The sequence below is a fragment of the Streptomyces sp. NPDC046727 genome (assembly GCF_040645635.1).
In the GTDB taxonomy this organism is placed as follows: domain Bacteria; phylum Actinomycetota; class Actinomycetes; order Streptomycetales; family Streptomycetaceae; genus Streptomyces.
On sequence record NZ_JBEYYR010000029.1, the window covers coordinates 103,372 to 119,582 of the forward strand.

Here is a 16,211-nt window from a genome sequence, read left to right on the forward strand (position 1 = left end):
GGACCCGCTCAGGGGACGAGCTCTCCCATGAGCGCGGCGACCTGCTCGACCTCGATGAGGAAGCCGTCGTGGCCGTAGGGGGATTCGATCAGCCGGAGGTCATCGGCAGTGGGGATGCCCGACGCCAGTTCCGCCTGCTGGGACGGTGGATAGAGGCGGTCGGAGTCGACCCCGGCCACGAGCGTTCTGGCGGTCACCCGGCGCAGGGCGGCGCGCAGGCCGCCCCGGTCCCGGCCGATGTCGTGACTGTTCATGGCCTCGGACAGGACGACGTAGCTGCCCGCGTCGAAGCGGCGCACCAGCTTGGCGGCGTGATGGTCGAGATAGGACTCGACCTGGTACCGGCCGCCGCTCCAGGGGTCCTCCGTGCCCTGGGACGTACGGCCGAAGCGGACCTGAAGCTCCTGCTCGCTGCGGTAGGTGACGTGGGCGAGCCGTCGGGCCAGGCCGAGCCCGGTGTGCGGGCCGCGGCCGGTGTCGTGGTAGTGGCCCCCGTGCCAGTGCGGGTCGGAGCGGATGGCGTTCAGCTGGATGTTCGCCCAGGCGATCTGCTGGGCGCTCGCCGCGGCCGTGGTGGCGAGCAGCAGGAGCGCGCCGGTGCGCTCCGGATGCGCCACGGCCCATTCCAATGCCCGCATCCCGCCCATCGAGCCGCCGGCCACCAGCGCCCACCGGTCGATACCCAGCGCGTCGGCCAAGTCGGCCTCGGCCGCAACCTGGTCGCGCTGTGTCAGGAAGGGAAAGTCGCCGCCCCAGCAGCGTCCCGCCAGCGTGAGCGACGACGGCCCGGTACTTCCTTGGCAGCCGCCGAGGACGTTCGGCGCCACAACGAACCAGCGGTCCGTGTCCAGGGCCCGTCCCGGTCCGATGAGTCCGTCCCACCAACCGGGGGTGGGGTGCCCGGGTCCGACGGGTCCGACGACGTGGCTGTCCCCGGTGAGTGCGTGCAGCACGAGGACGGCGTTGGAGGCGTCAGGCGCGAGCCGTCCCCACGTCTCGAACGCCAGCCGCACGGCCGGCAGTTCACCGCCCGCCTCCAACGGAAGCGGCTTCTCGCGGACGTACCACTGGCGACGCCCGGGCGGGTCCCCCTCCCGCCAGGCCCCGGTGGCCGGCGGGAGGGGGACCTCGGAGGGCGTCAGTACGGTGTTCAGGACGCGCCCTTCGCCGCGCGGAACCCTGCCTCCAGGTCGGCCTTGAGGTCGGCGAGGTTCTCGATGCCGACCGACAGTCGCACCAGGCCGGGCGAGGTGCCAGTGGCTGCCAACTGCGCCTCGTCCAGCTGGCTGTGGGTGGTGGACGCCGGGTGGATGATGAGGCTGCGGACGTCGCCGATGTTGGCGAGATGGCTGAACAGCTCGACGGCGTCCACGAACCGCTTGCCCGCCTCGATGCCGTCCCGCAACTCGAACGAGACGATGGCACCGGCACCGCGCGGCAGGTACCTCTGCCCGGCCTCGTACCAGCGACTGGACGGCAGTCCCGGGTAGTGGACGGCGGCGACCTCGTCGCGCTGACCCAGCCACTCGGCCAGTGCCTGGGCGTTCGCGGAGTGCCGCTCAATGCGCAGGCTCAGCGTCTCCACGCCCTGGAGCAGCAGGAACGCGGAGTGCGGGGAGAGCGCCGGGCCGAGATCGCGCAGCAGCTGCACCCGCAGCTTGATGGCGAAGGCGCCGGGGCCGAGAGCGGGCCAGTACTGCAGACCGTGGTAGCTGGGATCGGGTTCGGTGAAGTCGGGGAAACGGTCGGCGTGGGCGCCGAAGTCGAAGGTGCCGCCGTCCACGACGACACCCGCGATCGCGGTGCCGTGACCACCCAGGAACTTGGTCGCCGAGTGCACGACGATGTCCGCGCCGTGCTCAATGGGCCGCAAGAGGTAGGGAGTCGGAACCGTGTTGTCCACGATCAGCGGCACACCCGCCGCGTGCGCCACGTCCGCGACCGCCCGCACGTCCAGCACATTGCCGCGCGGATTGCCCAGCGTCTCCGCGAACAGTGCCTTGGTGTTCGGCCGGATCGCGGCCCGCCAGGCCTCGGCGTCGTCCGGGTCGTCCACGAACGACACCTCGATGCCCAGCTTCGGCAGCGTGTGCCGGAACAGGTTGTACGTGCCGCCGTACAACGACGTACTGGAGACGATGTGGTCCCCCGCGCTCGCCAGCGTCAGAATCGCCAGGGTCTCCGCCGCCTGACCGGAGGACAGTGCCACCGCGGCAACTCCGCCCTCCAGCGCGGCGATCCGCTGCTCGAAGACGTCCTGGGTGGGGTTGTGGATGCGGGTGTAGATGTTGCCGGGCTCGGCGAGCGAGAACAGGTCGGCGGCGTGCTGGGTGTCCCGGAACACGAACGACGTCGTCTGGTAGATCGGCGTCGCCCGCGCCCCGGTCGTCGGGTCCGGCGCGGCACCCGCATGGATCTGCTTGGTCTCGAAGGACCACGCGGAGGTGTCAGGCCCGGCGGACGTTTCCTCGGGGGTGTGGCCGGCGGTGACGGAGTCGATGGGCTGGCTCATGGCGGTGCTCCCTGTGCGGAGGGTGGAGACGGGAAGACGCGAGGGAACCGCAACGCTGGCCGCCCCCGACGGAGGGCGGCGGCCAGCGTGAAGCGGTGAGAAAGATGCTGGTCAGAAGCCGGAGCGCGGCGTCAGCTCGCGGCGGAACAACCCATGGTGGTGACACGCACGTAGTCCACGTGGCGGCGGGTCACGAGCACGGTCATGCAGCCAGATAACCACAACGGCGGCGGTACTCACCAGCACAACGAGGGTGTCTCACGTTGCGGGATGCGTGGTGGACGCACCTTCCCGGGTGTGCTTTGATCCGGTCATGGCGACCACTGGCACGGCACACACGGTGCTGCTCGACCCGTTCTGGGTGAGCCGCCGCGCCGACCAGTTCGACCAGGTCTGTTGCTGATCGCCGTTGCACGGCTCGCGACCCGCACCCTCTCTCTTCCTCTTTCCGTCTGATCCCGCTTCTGCCACGCAACCAGCCCACCTGCCTGGGCAGTTGTGATGCGTAGCCGGTCTGCCGTGCCGCGAAGGAATCCCCATGGCCCAGCCCACAGCCCTGCCGGTCATCGACATCTCCCGCTTCCGCGCCCCGGACGCCGACCGTGACGCCTTCCTCGCCGAACTCCGTTCCGCCGCACACGAAGTCGGCTTCTTCTACGTCACCGGGCACGGTGTCCCCGCACCACTGCGCGACGAGGTGCTGAGCGCGGCCCGCACCTTCTTCGCGCTGCCCGAGGAGCAGCGACTGGAGATCGAGAACCTCAACTCGCCCCAGTTCCGCGGCTATACGCGCACCGGAACCGAGTACACGGCGGGCAGCGCGGACTGGCGGGAGCAGATCGACATCGGGCCGGAACGGAAGGCGCTCGATGTCGGCCCGGACGATCCCGACTACCTGCGCCTGATCGGCCCCAACCAATGGCCCTCCGCACTACCGGAGTTGAGGGACACCGTGCTGCGCTGGCAGGCGGAGGCGCTCCGGGTGAGCCGTGAGGTGCTGCGGGCCCTGGCGGCGGCGCTCGGACAGGACGAGGGCTACTTCGACCAGTGGTTCGACGACGAGGCGGCCGTCCACGTGAAGATCGTGCACTATCCGCCGCGCGCCGCCGAGGACGCCGACCAGGGTGTGGGCGCGCACAAGGACTACGGCTATCTCGCGCTGCTCCAGCAGGACGAGGTGGGCGGGCTCCAGGTGCAGCGCGAGGACGGCGAGTGGATCGACGCGGTCCCGGTACCCGACGCCTTCGTGTTCAACATCGGCGAGATGCTGGAGATCGCCACCCAGGGCTATCTGAAAGCCACGCAACACCGGGTCGTCAGCCCGCAGTCGGGCGTGCACCGCTACTCGATCCCCTTCTTCCTCGGCCCGCGCCTCGACGCGGTCGTCAAGCCGCTGAACCTCCCTGCGGAACTGGCGGCGCTGAGCCGTGGCGTCACCGACGACCCGGACAACCCGCTGCTCGCGGCCTTCGGCGAGAACGCGGTCGTCGGCTGGCTCCGCTCCCATCCACGGGTCGCCGAGCGCTGGTGGTCCGACGTACTGGAGAAGCGAGAGAACCGATGAGCAACTGGGCCTTCGAGACCCGGCAGGTGCATGCCGGGGCGGTACCCGACCCGGCCACCGGCGCGCGAGCTGTGCCGATCCACCCGGCCACCAGCTACGTCTTCCGGGACACCGGGCACGCCGCCGCGGCCTTCGAACTGGCCGACCTGGCCACCCACGCCTACACGCGGCTGTCGAACCCGACCACCGCCGTGGCCGAGGAGCGGATCGCCGCCCTGGAGGGCGGAACGGCCGCGGTCGCCGTGGCCAGCGGACAGGCCGCGACGAGCCTCGCCCTGCTCAACCTGGCGCGCGCGGGCGACCACATCGTCGCCTCCTCGTCCTTGTACGGCGGCACCCGCACCCTCCTGGAGCACACGTTCGCCGACCTCGGCATCGACGTCACCTTCGTCGACGACCCGGACGACCTAGGCGCCTGGTACACGGCCGTGCGCCCCACCACGAAGGCGTTCTTCGGGGAGACTCTCGGCAACCCGCGCGGCAACGTCCTCGACACCGAGGCGGTGGCCGGCATCGCCCATGAGATCGGCGTGCCGCTCGTCGTCGACAACACCGTGCTCACGCCGTACCTGCTACGGCCCTTCGACCACGGTGCCGACATCGTCGTGCACTCCACCACCAAGTTCCTGTCCGGTCACGGCACCGGCATCGGCGGGGCCGTCGTGGACAGCGGCCGCTTCGACTTCGGTGCCGATCCCGACCGGTGGCCGGGGCTGACCCGCCCGGATCCGACGTACAACGGGCTGTCGTTCTGGGACTCCTTCTCCGACCTCGGCCTCGCCTACGCGCTGCGGCTGCGCACCCGGCTGGTCCGGGATCTGGGGCCGGCCGTCTCGCCCTTCAACAGCTTCCTGCTTCTGCAGGGCCTGGAGACGCTCAGCCTGCGCATCGAACGGCACGTCTCCAACGCCCAGTCGCTCGCCGAGTGGCTGGAGCAGCAGCCGCAGGTCTCGCAGGTGCACTACCCCGGACTGTCCTCCAGCCCCTGGCACGTGCCGGCCAAGCGGTACCTGCCGCGCGGCGCCGGCGCGGTCCTCGCGTTCGAACTGGCAGGCGGCCTGGAGGCGGGCCGACGGTTCGTCGAAGGGGTCCGGCTGTTCAGCCATCTCGCCAACATCGGCGACGTACGCAGTCTCGTCATCCACCCCGCCTACCACCCACGCCCAGCTGGACGCCCGTCAGCAGACCGCGGCCGGGGTCACGCCCGGCCTGGTGCGGCTGTCGGTCGGCCTGGAAGGCGTCGGCGATCTGATCGCCGACCTCGAAGCAGGCCTGCGGGCAGCCGCCGTATGAACCCCACCGCACGCACCCAGGGAGCACGATCCGCCATGCGCCGCACCACCGCCCTCCGGCTCGCCGCCACCGCAGTTCTGACCGGCCTGGCCGCGACGGCGTGCGGCACCGGTTCGACGGACGACCCCGCGAACGCCGGACAGACCAGCCAGGCCGCCGAGCCCGCCGCCATCGACACCGGCGCCACGGTCGACGTACGCCTCGTCCTGGAGCCGACCAGCCTCGACATCGCCTCCACGGCGGGCGCGGCCCTCGACCAGATCCTGCTCGACAACGTCTACCAGGGCCTGCTGACCCGCGACGAGAACAACAAGATCGAGCCGAGCCTGGCCACGTCGTACGAGACGTCGTCGGACGGGCTCACCTACACCTTCCACCTCGCCGACAACGCCACCTTCCACGACGGCGCCAAGCTCGCCGCGGCCGACGCCGTCTGGTCCCTGCAACAGGTCACCGCGAAGGGCTCGAAGAACCCCGACGCGGCGGCGCTCGCCTCGGTCAAGAGCGTCTCCGCCCCCGACGACCACACCGTCGTCGTCACGCTCAAACACCGTGACACCGGCTTCACCTGGGGTCTGACGGGCCGGGCGGGCGTCGTCTTCAAGAAGGGGACGGACTTCGCCTCCCTCGCCGGGAGCGAGAACGGCACCGGGCCCTTCAAGCTGTCCGGCTGGAAGCGCGGCTCGTCCATCACCTTCGTCCGCAACGACGCCTACTGGGGGAAGAAGGTCAAGGTCGCCAAGGTCGTCTTCCACTACATCAAGGACGACAACGCGGCCAACAACGCCCAGCAGACGGGCCAGACCGACATCGAGACCGCCGCGGACGCGTCCCTGCTCCAGCCGTTCTCCGACAAGAGCAAGTACACCGTCCTGCGCGGAGACACCACCGACAAGTTCACCCTCGCGTTCAACAACGCCTCCGGCCCGACCAAGGACGTGCGGGTACGGCGCGCCATCCGCCGGGCCATCGACAACGCCGGTCTCATCAAGGCCCTCGGCGGCGCGGCCAAGCCGGTCGGCGGCCCCATTCCGGCCACCGACCCCGGCTACGAGGACCTCACCGCGATCGACGCCCACGACCCGAAGGACGCCAAGAAGCTGCTCCAGCAGGCCGGTTACGGCGGCGGCCTGAAGCTCACCGTCCAGATCCCCAACATCTACCCGACGGAGATCGGCGACTACCTCGCCTCCGAGTTCAAGCAGGTGGGCATCCAACTCACCGTGCGCGAAGTGGAGTTCCAGACCTGGCTCGACGCCGTCTACACCAAGCACGACTACCAGCTCAGCCTCGTCGACCACGCAGAAGCCCGCGACCTGAACAACTTCGCCAACCCCGCCTACTACTTCGGCTACGACAACGCGAACGTCCAGAAGTGGTACGCCGCCGCCCAGACCGCCACCGGCGACGCCGAGCGGGACGCCCTCCTGAAGAAGGCGGCGCGGCAGGTGGCCGAGGACGCCGCCGCCGACTGGCTGTTCGTCAACCAGACCCTCACCGTCGTCCGTAGCGGCGTCACCGGCGTGCCGCGCAACTTCACCAGCAACCGTTACGACCTCGCGGACCTCGCCGTGGCGAAGAAGAAGTGAGGCCCGCGTGACCCTGTATGTGGTGCGCCGGGCCGCACTGCTGGTGGTGTCCCTGCTCGCCGCCAGCGTGCTGATCTTCCTGGTGCTACGGCTGCTGCCCGGCGACATCGCCCAGACCATCGGCGGCATCAAGGCCACACCGGCCCAGATCGCGGCCGTACGCCAGGACCTGGGCCTGGACCGGCCGCTCGCCGCGCAGTACGGCAGCTGGATCGGTGGAGTCGTCACCGGCGACTTCGGGCGGTCCGTCCTCGACGGTACGTCGGTGTCGGGGCAGCTCGCCGAGAAGTTCGCGGTGACCGGACCGCTGGCCGCCGGCGCGGTCGTCCTCGCGCTCGCCTTCGCCGTGCCGTTGGGCATCCTCGCCGCCGTACGCCGGGACGGGCGGCTCGGTGGCGTGGTCAACGCCTTCGGGCAGCTCGGCATCGCGTTGCCGACCCTGTGGGTGGGGCTGCTGCTCGTCCTCGTGTTCGCAGTCCAGGTCCGCTGGCTGCCCGCCCAGGGGTTCCCCGTGGACGGCTGGGCCGAGCCGGGGCAGGCGCTGCGCAGCCTCGTCCTGCCCTGGCTGACCCTGGCCCTCTCCGAGGGCGCCGTCCTGCTGCGGTTCGTGCGCTCCGCCGTACTGGACGTCCTGCACCAGGACTGGCTGCGCACCGCCCGCGCCAAGGGCCACACGCGCACCGGCGCGCTGGTGCGGCACGGGCTGCGCAACGCGGCGGTGCCCGTGGTCTCCGTGCTCGGCCTGCAGATCGCGGCGCTGGTCGCGGGGGCGGTCGTGGTGGAACAGGTCTTCGTGCTGCCGGGCGTCGGCCAGATGCTGATCACGGACGTCGGCAACCGGGACCTGGACAAGGTACAGGGCGAGATCCTGCTGCTCACGGGGGCGGTGCTGGTCATCGGGTTCCTCGTGGATCTCGCGCACCGGCTGATCGACCCTCGGCTGCGGAGCGCCGTATGACCGTCTCCAGAGCGCTGCTGAAGAGCCGCAGCGGCTCGGTCGGGCTGGTCCTCGTCGGCCTGCTCGTCCTGTCCGCCCTGGTCTCCCTCGTCTGGACGCCGTACGACCCCACCCTCGCGCGTCCGCAGGACGGCTGGCTGCTGCCGTTCTCCGGCGGCCACCTGCTCGGCACCGACCGGCTGGGCCGCGACGAGCTGAGCCAGCTGCTGGCCGGAGCGCGCGGCACCCTGCTGACAGCCCTGCTCGCCGCGGCGATCGCGGCTGTCGTGGGGCTCGCCCTGGCGCTGGCGGCGGTGCTCGTACCGCGCTGGATCGGCGCTGCCGTCGTCCAGCTCACGGACGTGCTGATCGCCTTCCCCGTCCTGCTGATCGCGATGATCCTCACCGCGGTGTACGGCGGCTCCACCTGGACCGTGGTCACCGCGGTCGGCGTCGGAGCGGGCGTCAACCTCGCCCGGGTCGCCCGCGCCGAGGCGGGGCGGGTGCTGAACACCGACTACGTGTTGGCCGCGCACGCCGCCGGGTCCGGTACCTGGCGCACCGTCCGCAAGCACCTGCTGCCGAACATCGCGCCCACCCTGGTCGTGCAGCTCTCGCTGGTGCTGTCCGTGGCGGTGCTCGCCGAGGCGGCGCTGTCGTTCCTCGGGTTCGGCGCGCCGGCGCCCGCGGTCTCCTGGGGGCGCATGCTGCACGAGCAGCAGCAGTACATCGCGGCCCGCCCGCTGCTCGTCATCTGGCCGGGGCTCGCCGTGGCCGCCTCCGTGCTCGGGTTCAACCTGCTCGGCGACGGGCTGCGCGAGGCGGCCGACGCCCGCCTGCGCGTGAGGGAGGCGTCATGAGCCTGCTGACGATCACCGATCTGAGCGTGCGGATCGCCGGGACGACCGTCATCGACGAGGTGACCCTGTCGATGAACCCTGGCGAACGGCTCGCCCTGATCGGCGAGTCCGGCTCCGGCAAGTCCCTCACCGCACTCGCCGTGCTGGGACTCCTCCCGGACGGCGCCCAGACGACCGGCAGCATCCGCCTCGGCGGCCAGGAACTGCTCGGCCTCGGCGACAGGGAACTGTCCCGGCTGCGCGGCGCGCGCATGGCCATGGTCTTCCAGGAACCCATGAGCGCCCTCAACCCCCTGATGCGCATCGGGAAGCAGCTCGCCGAGCCCCTGCGGCTGCACCGCGGGCTGAACCGGCGCCAGGCCCGGGCCGCCGCCGTCGAACTCGCCGCACAGGTGGGCCTGCCGGACCCGGACCTCATCGTCCGCTCCTGGCCACACCAGCTCTCCGGCGGCCAGCGCCAGCGCGTCGGCCTCGCGATGGCCCTCGCCACCCGCCCGGCCCTGCTCATCGCGGACGAACCCACCACCGCCCTCGACGTCACCGTCCAGGCCGACATGCTCAAGCTCCTGGACGAACTGGTCCAGCAGCGCGGCACCTCCCTGCTGTTCATCAGCCACGACCTCGCCGTCGTCGCCCAGCTCTGCTCACGAGCCGCCGTGCTCAAGGACGGACGGCTCGTCGAGGAAGGTGCCACCGACACTCTCGTACGAACTCCCCGACACCCCTACACGCAGCGGCTGGTGGCGGCCGCCCGTGCCACTGGGTCCGAGGAGGTCACTCGATGACACAGCTCCTGAAGGGCACTGGCCTCAGCCGCACCTTCCGGTTGCCGCGTACCTCGCTGTTCGCGCCTGCCGTTCACCGCCACGCCGTCCAGGACGTGTCGCTGGAGCTGCGGGAAGGCGACAGCCTCGGGATCGTGGGGGAGTCCGGCTCCGGCAAGTCGACCCTGGCTCGGCTCCTGCTCGCCCTGGACCGGCCCGACTCCGGAACGGTGCACTACCGTGGGCGCGAGGTGAAGCCGGGCAGGCTGCCCTGGTTCCGGCGCGAGGTGCAGGTCGTGCTGCAGGACCCGATGGGCTCCCTCGACCCGCGTGCCACTGTCCGCGACATCGTCGCCGAGCCACTGGAGTGCCTTGGGCTGCCCGGCGACCACGACGACCGGGTGGACGAACTGCTGCGCGCGGTCGGCCTGGGCCCGTCCGTGCGCGGCCGGTATCCGCACGAGTTCTCCGGCGGACAGCGGCAACGCATCGCCCTCGCACGCGCCCTCGCCCCCGGTCCGAAGGTCCTCGTCGGCGACGAACCGCTCAGCGCCCTCGACGTCTCGGTGCGCGCCCAGATCCTTGCCCTCCTCGACGACCTCGCCGAGGCGTACGGGCTGACGCTGCTGCTTGTCTCCCACGACATCGGCGTCGTACGGCGTCTGTGTACCGACGTGCTGGTGATGAAGGACGGCCGCGCCGTCGAACAAGGTCCGGCCGCGTCTGTCCTGGTCGACCCCCAACACCCGTACACACGCCGTCTGTTGGCCGCCGTACCCCGGCTGCCCGCATGACCGGGAGGACCGCATGACCGAACCCACCGCACGTCGGCTCACCCTGGGGGCCCTCGTCCACGGCTCCGGCGGCCACATCGCCGGCTGGCGGCACCCGGACGCCCGCCCCGACGGACAGCTCGACTTCGCCTTCCACGCCGACCTCGCCCGCACCCTCGAACGCGGCCGGTTCGACGCACTGTTCGTCGCCGATGTCGTCGCCCTCTGGGGGCATCAGCTCGATTCCCTGTCCCGCACCGGCCGCGCCGAGCACTTCGAACCGCTGACGCTGCTGGCCGCGCTGTCGCTGGTGACCGAGCACATCGGCCTGGCGGCGACGGCGACCACGACCTACAACCACCCCTTCCACATCGCCCGTAAGTTCGCCTCCCTGGACCACATCTCGGGCGGCCGCGCGGGCTGGAACGTGGTCACCTCCGTCGTACCGCTGGAGGCGGCGAACTTCGGTTACGACCGCCATCTCGAACACGAGCTGCGCTATCGCCGCGCGGACGAGTTCGTGCAGGTGGTGAAGGCGCTCTGGGACAGCTTCGACGACGAGGCGGTCGTACGGGACAAGGCGGCCGGCCGCTACTACGACCCGGCCGGTTTGCACACCCCGCACCACCGCGGCGAACACTTCGCCGTCCGCGGCCCCCTGAACATCTCACGACCGCCGCAAGGGCACCCGGTGGTCTTCCAGGCCGGATCCTCCGAGACCGGGCGGGAGTTCGCGGCCCGCCACGGGGAGGTCCTCTTCACGACCCAGCACGAACTGGGCGCCGCGCAGGCCTTCTACGCCGACATCAAGGCGCAGGCGGCCGCCCATGGCCGCGACCCCGCCCATGTGCTGGTCTGGCCGGGCCTGTCCCCACTCGTCGCGCCCACCGAGACGGAGGCGCGGCGGCGCCTCGCCGAGCTTCAGGACCTCATCCACGACGACGTCGCCCGGCGTCTCGTCCAGGACAACATCGGTGACCTCGACCTGACGGACCACCCGGTGGACGGTCCGCTGCCGGACATCCCCGAGACCAACCGCAGCACATCGCGCCGCGATCTGCTGCTGAAGCTCGCCCACGACGAGAACTTGACGATACGTCAGCTCGCACACCGTTTCGCCGCGGGCTCCGCCGTCGCCGGTACGCCCGAGCAGATCGCCGACCACATCGAGACCTGGTTCCGCTCCTTCGCGGCCGACGGCTTCAACATCTCCTTCCCCTATCTGCCCGGACCCGCCGAGAACTTCGTGGACCATGTCGTGCCACTGCTCCAGGAGCGGGGGCTGCTGCGCACCGAGTACGAGGGCACCACCCTGCGCGAGAACCTGGGGCTGCCGCGTCCCGTCGCCCGTGACCGACACCTCCAGGAGGCCGGACGATGAGCCGTCGCACCGGACAACTGCACCTCAACGCCTTCCTCAAGCCGCCGGGGGAGTACCTCGCCGCCTGGCGGCACCCGGACACGGAGGCGGACGCGGGCGTCAACATCCGGGAGGTCCTCTCCTTCGCGCGGACCGCCGAACGGGCCGCCTTCGACGCGGTGTTCCTCGCCGACCTCGTCGGCGTGCCGTTCGCGAGCGAGGACGTCCTGAGCCGGGTCAGCGTGGTCAACGACTCCTTCGAGCCGACGACGCTGCTGGCCGCGCTCGCCGCCGGCACCTCCCGCATCGGCCTCATCGCGACCGCCTCGACCAGTTACAACGAGCCCTACCACGTGGCCCGCACCTTCGCCTCCCTCGACCACATCTCCGGCGGCCGGGCCGGCTGGAACGTGGTGACGTCCCTCAATGACGGAGAGGCCCAGAACTTCGGCCTCGACACCCACCTCGACCACGCCACCCGCTACGATCGCGCCGAGGAGTTCCACGACGTGGTGACGGGGCTGTGGGACTCCTTCGAGGACGACGCCTTCCGCCACGACCAGGCGAGCGGCGTCTACTTCGACCCCGCCAAGCTGCACGCGCTGAACCACGAGGGCAAACACCTGAAGGTCGCCGGGCCGCTCAACATCGCCCGGCCGCCGCAGGGGCACCCGGTCATCGTGCAGGCCGGCGCCTCCGAGGCGGGCAAGAAGCTCGCCGCCCGCATCGCCGACGTGATCTTCTCCGGTATCAAGGACCTCGGCCGGGCCCAGGAGTTCTATGCGGAGATCAAGGAGCGCGCCGCCGCCCACGGCCGCGACCCGGACCACCTCAAGGTCCTCCCGGCCCTGTCCGTCGTCACCGCCCCCACCGAGTCCGAGGCCCGCGACAAGCTGGCCCGACTCACCGAACTCCTGCCACCACAGGTCGCGTTGGCCGACCTGTCCTACTGGCTCGGCGGCTTCGACCTCAGCGCCTATCCGCTGGACGGCCCGCTGCCCGAACTCCCCGTCTCCAACCAGTCGCACACCGCCCAGCAGCAGATCTACGAGGACGCCCGTCGCGACCACCTCACCATCCGCGACCTCGTCCGGCGCGTCGCGAGCGACGACCGCACCATCACCGGCACGCCCCAGCAGATCGCCGACCACATCGAGGAGTGGTTCCACGGCCGCGCCGCCGACGGCTTCAACGTGATCTTCCCGTATCTGCCGGGCACCCTGGACGACTTCGCCGAACTCGTGATCCCCGAGCTGCGCCGCCGCGGCCTGTTCCGCACCCACTACACGGGCGGCACGCTGCGCGACCACCTGGGCCTGCCGCGGCCGTCCCGGCGGCCGTAGATGCTCGCGGGAGACGACCGCGCCGCACGACGGGTGCTGCTGGTGTGCATGGCCGCGGGCGCCACCACCCTGCTCGACCAGGCCGTCCTGAACATCGCGGTACCGAGCATGCGCCAGTCGCTCGGGGCCACCGGGGCGGACGTCCAGTGGATCGTGGCCGGTTACTCGCTGGCCTTCGGCCTGGCGCTCGTCCCCGGGGGCAGCCTGGGCGACCTGCACGGCCGCAAGCGTCTCTTCCTGGCCGGGGTGGCGGTCTTCCTGGCGGCCGGGGTGACGGCCGCGACCGGCGGCGGGCCGGGGACCCTGATCGGTGCCCGGCTGGTGCAGGGTGCGGCGGCCGGGCTCGTCAACTCACAGGTGATCGGCACCATTCAGGACGTCTTCCACGGTGTCGACCGCGCCCGTGCGCTGGGCATGTACGCGGTCACCGGTGGCGTGTCCACGGCCCTCGGCCCGCCACTCGGCGGTGCGCTCGTCGCCGGGCTCGGCCCCGGGGCGGGCTGGCGGTGCTGCCTGTTGCTGAGCCCACCGTGCGCCGTGCTCACTCTGGCCCTCGCGGCCCGCTGGTTGCCCCCGCCCCGGCGCACCGCCCACGACTCCCGGCTGGACGTCCTCGGCCTCGCCCTGCTCTGCGGCTGCACGCTGGCACTGATGGTGCCCTTCATCCGCACCCCGGACAGCGGGGGAGTGGCGCTCCAGTGGGGCACTGCGGTGTGCGCGCTGGCAGCCGTGTTCGCCGTGCACCAACGCCTGCGGGTTCGACGGGGCCGTCCGCCGCCGGTGCATCCGGCGCTGACCTCGTCGAAGCCATACATGCTGGGCACGGCCGTCGCCATGGCCCAGTTCGGCTCCTCACTGGCCGCGTTCCTCGTGCTCACCGTCTTCCTGCAGGACGGGCTCGGCCTGTCCGCTCTGCTCACGGCAGCGGTCACGTTCCCCGGGGCAGTCGGGATGGGCATCTCCTCGGCCTTCGCGTGGCGGCTGGTGCGGCGGATCGGGCCGCGTACGGTGACCGTCGGCCTGACCCTGGGCATCGGCGCCGCGCTGGCGGGGGCGGTGGCCGCGCTCCATGTGCCGACGGCGGTGCTGCCCGTGGCTCTGGCGGGAACGCAGCTGATGTCCGGCGTCGCCGGAGGGCTCACCGTCTCACCCAACCAGGCCCAGGTGTTGCAGCACGCTCCGCCAGAGGCCGCGGGAGTGGGTGGCGGCATCCTGCAGATGGCCCAGCGCATCGCGGCGGCCGTCTGCCTCAGCGCCGCCCCCGCGGTGTATCTGCATGCCGCTTCCGGTCCGTCGGGCGGCAGCCACCCCCGGGCCGGGTACGCACTGGCCTCCTGCGTCTGCGCCGGCCTGCTCGCCGCCGCCCTGCTGCTGTCGCTGCTGCGCCGCGCCGCAACACCACCCGGCCCGTCAGCACCCGCGTCGGCGCACCACACCGTCGCGGTCCCCCGCACCCAGGAGACGACCTGACCACCCGCGCCGCTCCCGCTCGACGGCAGCGGCGGCGAGGTACGCGGAGTGGGAGCCGACGCCCTTGCTCCCTACGCCTGATTCGCCTGTTACGCGCCTTCCCTGGTCGCCGAACCGCAGAGGCGCCGCACCGCGTACCGGGGCCCGATCCTGTGCGCACACCTGGACCCGCCACCACGTGCCGCCAGGCGGGCTGACTGAGAGTACGGAGAGGAGACCGGCTGCGGGCCGCGGACCTGACAGCGCCGGATCCACCCGCGGACCACCGACGATGCGAGCCCGTGACGGAGGGGGGAAGGGAAGGCAGTCGGCGCGGAGGGCAGCCTTCCGGCCGCGGCGGTCGCGACCTGTACCGTCAGCCGTCGTCGGCCGGTGCCAGTGTCGCCCGCAGGCGGAAGCCGACGCCCCGTTCCGTCGTCAGCAGAGCCGCGGCACGCGGGCCGAGTTTGCGGCGGATGCGGTGGATGTGCAGGTCGACGGAGCGGCTGCGGCTCCCCGCCCATTCACCCAGCCCCGAGCGCAGGTCCTCGCGGGAGACGACCCGGCCGTTGCCCCGCAGGAGGGCGGTCAGCAGCCGGAACTCCAGCGGGGTCAGAGCGACCGGGGCGCCGTCCACCAGCATGCGCTGGCCGCCCGGGTCGAGGCTGATCGGGGACGGCGCGGCGGCCACGTAGGAGCCGGGCATCGTGCCGCCCGGCACCACCGGCAGGCCCGCGGCGCGCCAGGCCTCGTAGCCGCCGACGATGTCGGTGGCCCGCACCATTCCGAGGTCGTGCAGGCCTGCGGCGGCCATGCTCGACATGTACCCCTGCGAGCACATGATGATCGCGCGCAGGGAATGGTCGGCGGCCTCCTCGATGCGCCAGGCGCTGCAGGGGTCCAGCCGCCACTCCAGCACGTTCCGGTCCATGACGAGGGAGCCGGGGACCTCGCCCTCGGCGCGCCGCACCATGTCCGCGCGGACATCCACCAGCAGGGCGCCGTCCGCGAGTTCGCGGGCCGCGTCCTGGGGGGCCAGCCGTCGCAGGCGGGTGCGGGCGCGGGCCAGCAACTCGTCGATCGACGAGTGACCGATGTCAGGCGTGCCGCCCGAAGGCCCATCGGGCCGTATGTACGCCGGTGACTGCATCGCGAGCAACTCCCTTGTCGTGCCTCGGAGACGGCCGGTGGTCGTCACAACCGTGGCGGCGACAGTCGGCGTCGAGACGCGAGGGCGCGCGGCGGGAGTCGGTCATGCCGGGGAGTCTACGGGCGGAGTTTTGCGGCAGAGTTTCTCGATTCTGAAACAGATCCCGCATTGTCTGGCGCCGAGCCGCGCTGTTATCAATGAGTCGTGACCGCAAACACGTTGCTGACCAGGAGAATCCACGTGGATCTGCTGCGCGTCGGCACGTGCGCCTGTCCGCGGCGCTGAGGTATCCGACCGGGCGCACCGCGCCGGCCCTCTGACGGTCCTCGGCCCCGCGCTTCCTCACGTTCCGTCTTTCTCTTCACCTGTCACCTTTCTGCTTTCCGCCTGTACCGCACACGCCCGCGTGCAGCTCCCCCAGGTTGTGCCGTGCCGTCGGTCGTTCCTTGGAGAACCCATGCCTGCTTCCGATGCCGACGCACTGCCCCAGCGCTGGCAGGACGTCCTGCCGGCCGGCCCCTCTCGCCGCGGCTTCCTCACCCTGACCGGCGGCGGTGCCCTGGCCGCCCTGCTCGCGGCCTGCGCGCCGGGCGCAGGGGACGACGCGGCGGCCGGGG

The 16,211-nt window shown here is 71.5% G+C and carries 13 protein-coding genes and 1 pseudogene; 11 read left to right on the forward strand and 3 right to left on the reverse strand.

Going from position 1 to position 16,211, the window contains the following annotated elements; translation table 11 throughout:
* Positions 1–8: 8 nt before the first annotated feature.
* Together ABZ937_RS30010 and ABZ937_RS30015 are read right to left on the reverse strand one after the other, a co-directional pair.
* Positions 9–1,154 (reverse strand): homoserine O-acetyltransferase, encoded by a 1,146-nt coding sequence (locus ABZ937_RS30010; RefSeq protein ID WP_361696468.1) that lies wholly within the window; start codon positions 1,152–1,154, stop codon positions 9–11.
* On the reverse strand, positions 1,151–2,512 hold the full coding sequence (locus ABZ937_RS30015) for a bifunctional o-acetylhomoserine/o-acetylserine sulfhydrylase (protein WP_361696447.1): 1,362 nt from the start codon (positions 2,510–2,512) through the stop codon (positions 1,151–1,153). Before ABZ937_RS30015 ends, ABZ937_RS30010 begins: the two co-directional genes overlap by 4 nt.
* Before the next feature lie 538 nt (positions 2,513–3,050).
* On the opposite strand from ABZ937_RS30015, the gene ABZ937_RS30020 reads away from it, so the two are divergent.
* The 10 genes and pseudogenes from ABZ937_RS30020 (at position 3,051) to ABZ937_RS30065 (ending at position 14,465) form a co-directional block, all read left to right on the forward strand.
* Entirely contained in the window at positions 3,051–4,076 is a 1,026-nt protein-coding gene (locus ABZ937_RS30020; RefSeq protein WP_361696448.1) for a 2-oxoglutarate and iron-dependent oxygenase domain-containing protein, read from the forward strand.
* Positions 4,073–5,369 (forward strand): annotated as a pseudogene (locus ABZ937_RS30025) (PLP-dependent transferase). The gene ABZ937_RS30020 and the pseudogene ABZ937_RS30025 overlap by 4 nt, the downstream one beginning before the upstream one ends.
* Before the next feature lie 35 nt (positions 5,370–5,404).
* Positions 5,405–6,958 carry an ABC transporter substrate-binding protein gene (locus tag ABZ937_RS30030; protein WP_361696449.1) on the forward strand — a complete coding sequence of 518 codons (1,554 nt, stop codon included), beginning with the start codon at positions 5,405–5,407 and terminating at the stop codon, positions 6,956–6,958.
* A gap of 7 nt (positions 6,959–6,965) precedes the next feature.
* Positions 6,966–7,916: an ABC transporter permease gene (locus tag ABZ937_RS30035; protein WP_361696450.1), complete on the forward strand. Its 951-nt coding sequence runs from the start codon at positions 6,966–6,968 to the stop codon at positions 7,914–7,916.
* Positions 7,913–8,755 carry an ABC transporter permease gene (locus tag ABZ937_RS30040; RefSeq protein ID WP_361696451.1) on the forward strand — a complete coding sequence of 281 codons (843 nt, stop codon included), beginning with the start codon at positions 7,913–7,915 and terminating at the stop codon, positions 8,753–8,755. Before ABZ937_RS30035 ends, ABZ937_RS30040 begins: the two co-directional genes overlap by 4 nt.
* Positions 8,752–9,540: an ABC transporter ATP-binding protein gene (locus ABZ937_RS30045; protein ID WP_361696452.1), complete on the forward strand. Its 789-nt coding sequence runs from the start codon at positions 8,752–8,754 to the stop codon at positions 9,538–9,540. Before ABZ937_RS30040 ends, ABZ937_RS30045 begins: the two co-directional genes overlap by 4 nt.
* Positions 9,537–10,313, forward strand: coding sequence for an ATP-binding cassette domain-containing protein (locus tag ABZ937_RS30050; protein WP_361696453.1), 777 nt, complete (start codon positions 9,537–9,539; stop codon positions 10,311–10,313). Before ABZ937_RS30045 ends, ABZ937_RS30050 begins: the two co-directional genes overlap by 4 nt.
* Before the next feature lie 13 nt (positions 10,314–10,326).
* Positions 10,327–11,673, forward strand: a complete 1,347-nt coding sequence (locus ABZ937_RS30055) for an LLM class flavin-dependent oxidoreductase (protein WP_361696455.1) — start codon at positions 10,327–10,329, stop codon at positions 11,671–11,673.
* Positions 11,670–12,995, forward strand: coding sequence for an LLM class flavin-dependent oxidoreductase (locus ABZ937_RS30060; protein ID WP_361696456.1), 1,326 nt, complete (start codon positions 11,670–11,672; stop codon positions 12,993–12,995). The genes ABZ937_RS30055 and ABZ937_RS30060 overlap by 4 nt, the downstream gene beginning before the upstream one ends.
* Entirely contained in the window at positions 12,996–14,465 is a 1,470-nt protein-coding gene (locus ABZ937_RS30065; RefSeq protein ID WP_361696457.1) for an MFS transporter, read from the forward strand.
* Positions 14,466–14,820: 355 nt separating this feature from the next.
* On the opposite strand, the gene ABZ937_RS30070 is transcribed toward ABZ937_RS30065, so the two are convergent.
* Entirely contained in the window at positions 14,821–15,594 is a 774-nt protein-coding gene (locus ABZ937_RS30070; RefSeq protein WP_361696458.1) for a winged helix-turn-helix domain-containing protein, read from the reverse strand.
* A 204-nt stretch (positions 15,595–15,798) separates the two neighbouring features.
* On the opposite strand from ABZ937_RS30070, the gene ABZ937_RS30075 reads away from it, so the two are divergent.
* A complete protein-coding gene (locus tag ABZ937_RS30075) occupies positions 15,799–15,879 on the forward strand; it encodes a putative leader peptide (protein WP_361696469.1) in 81 nt (26 codons plus the stop codon).
* The last annotated feature ends 332 nt before the right edge of the window (positions 15,880–16,211 follow it).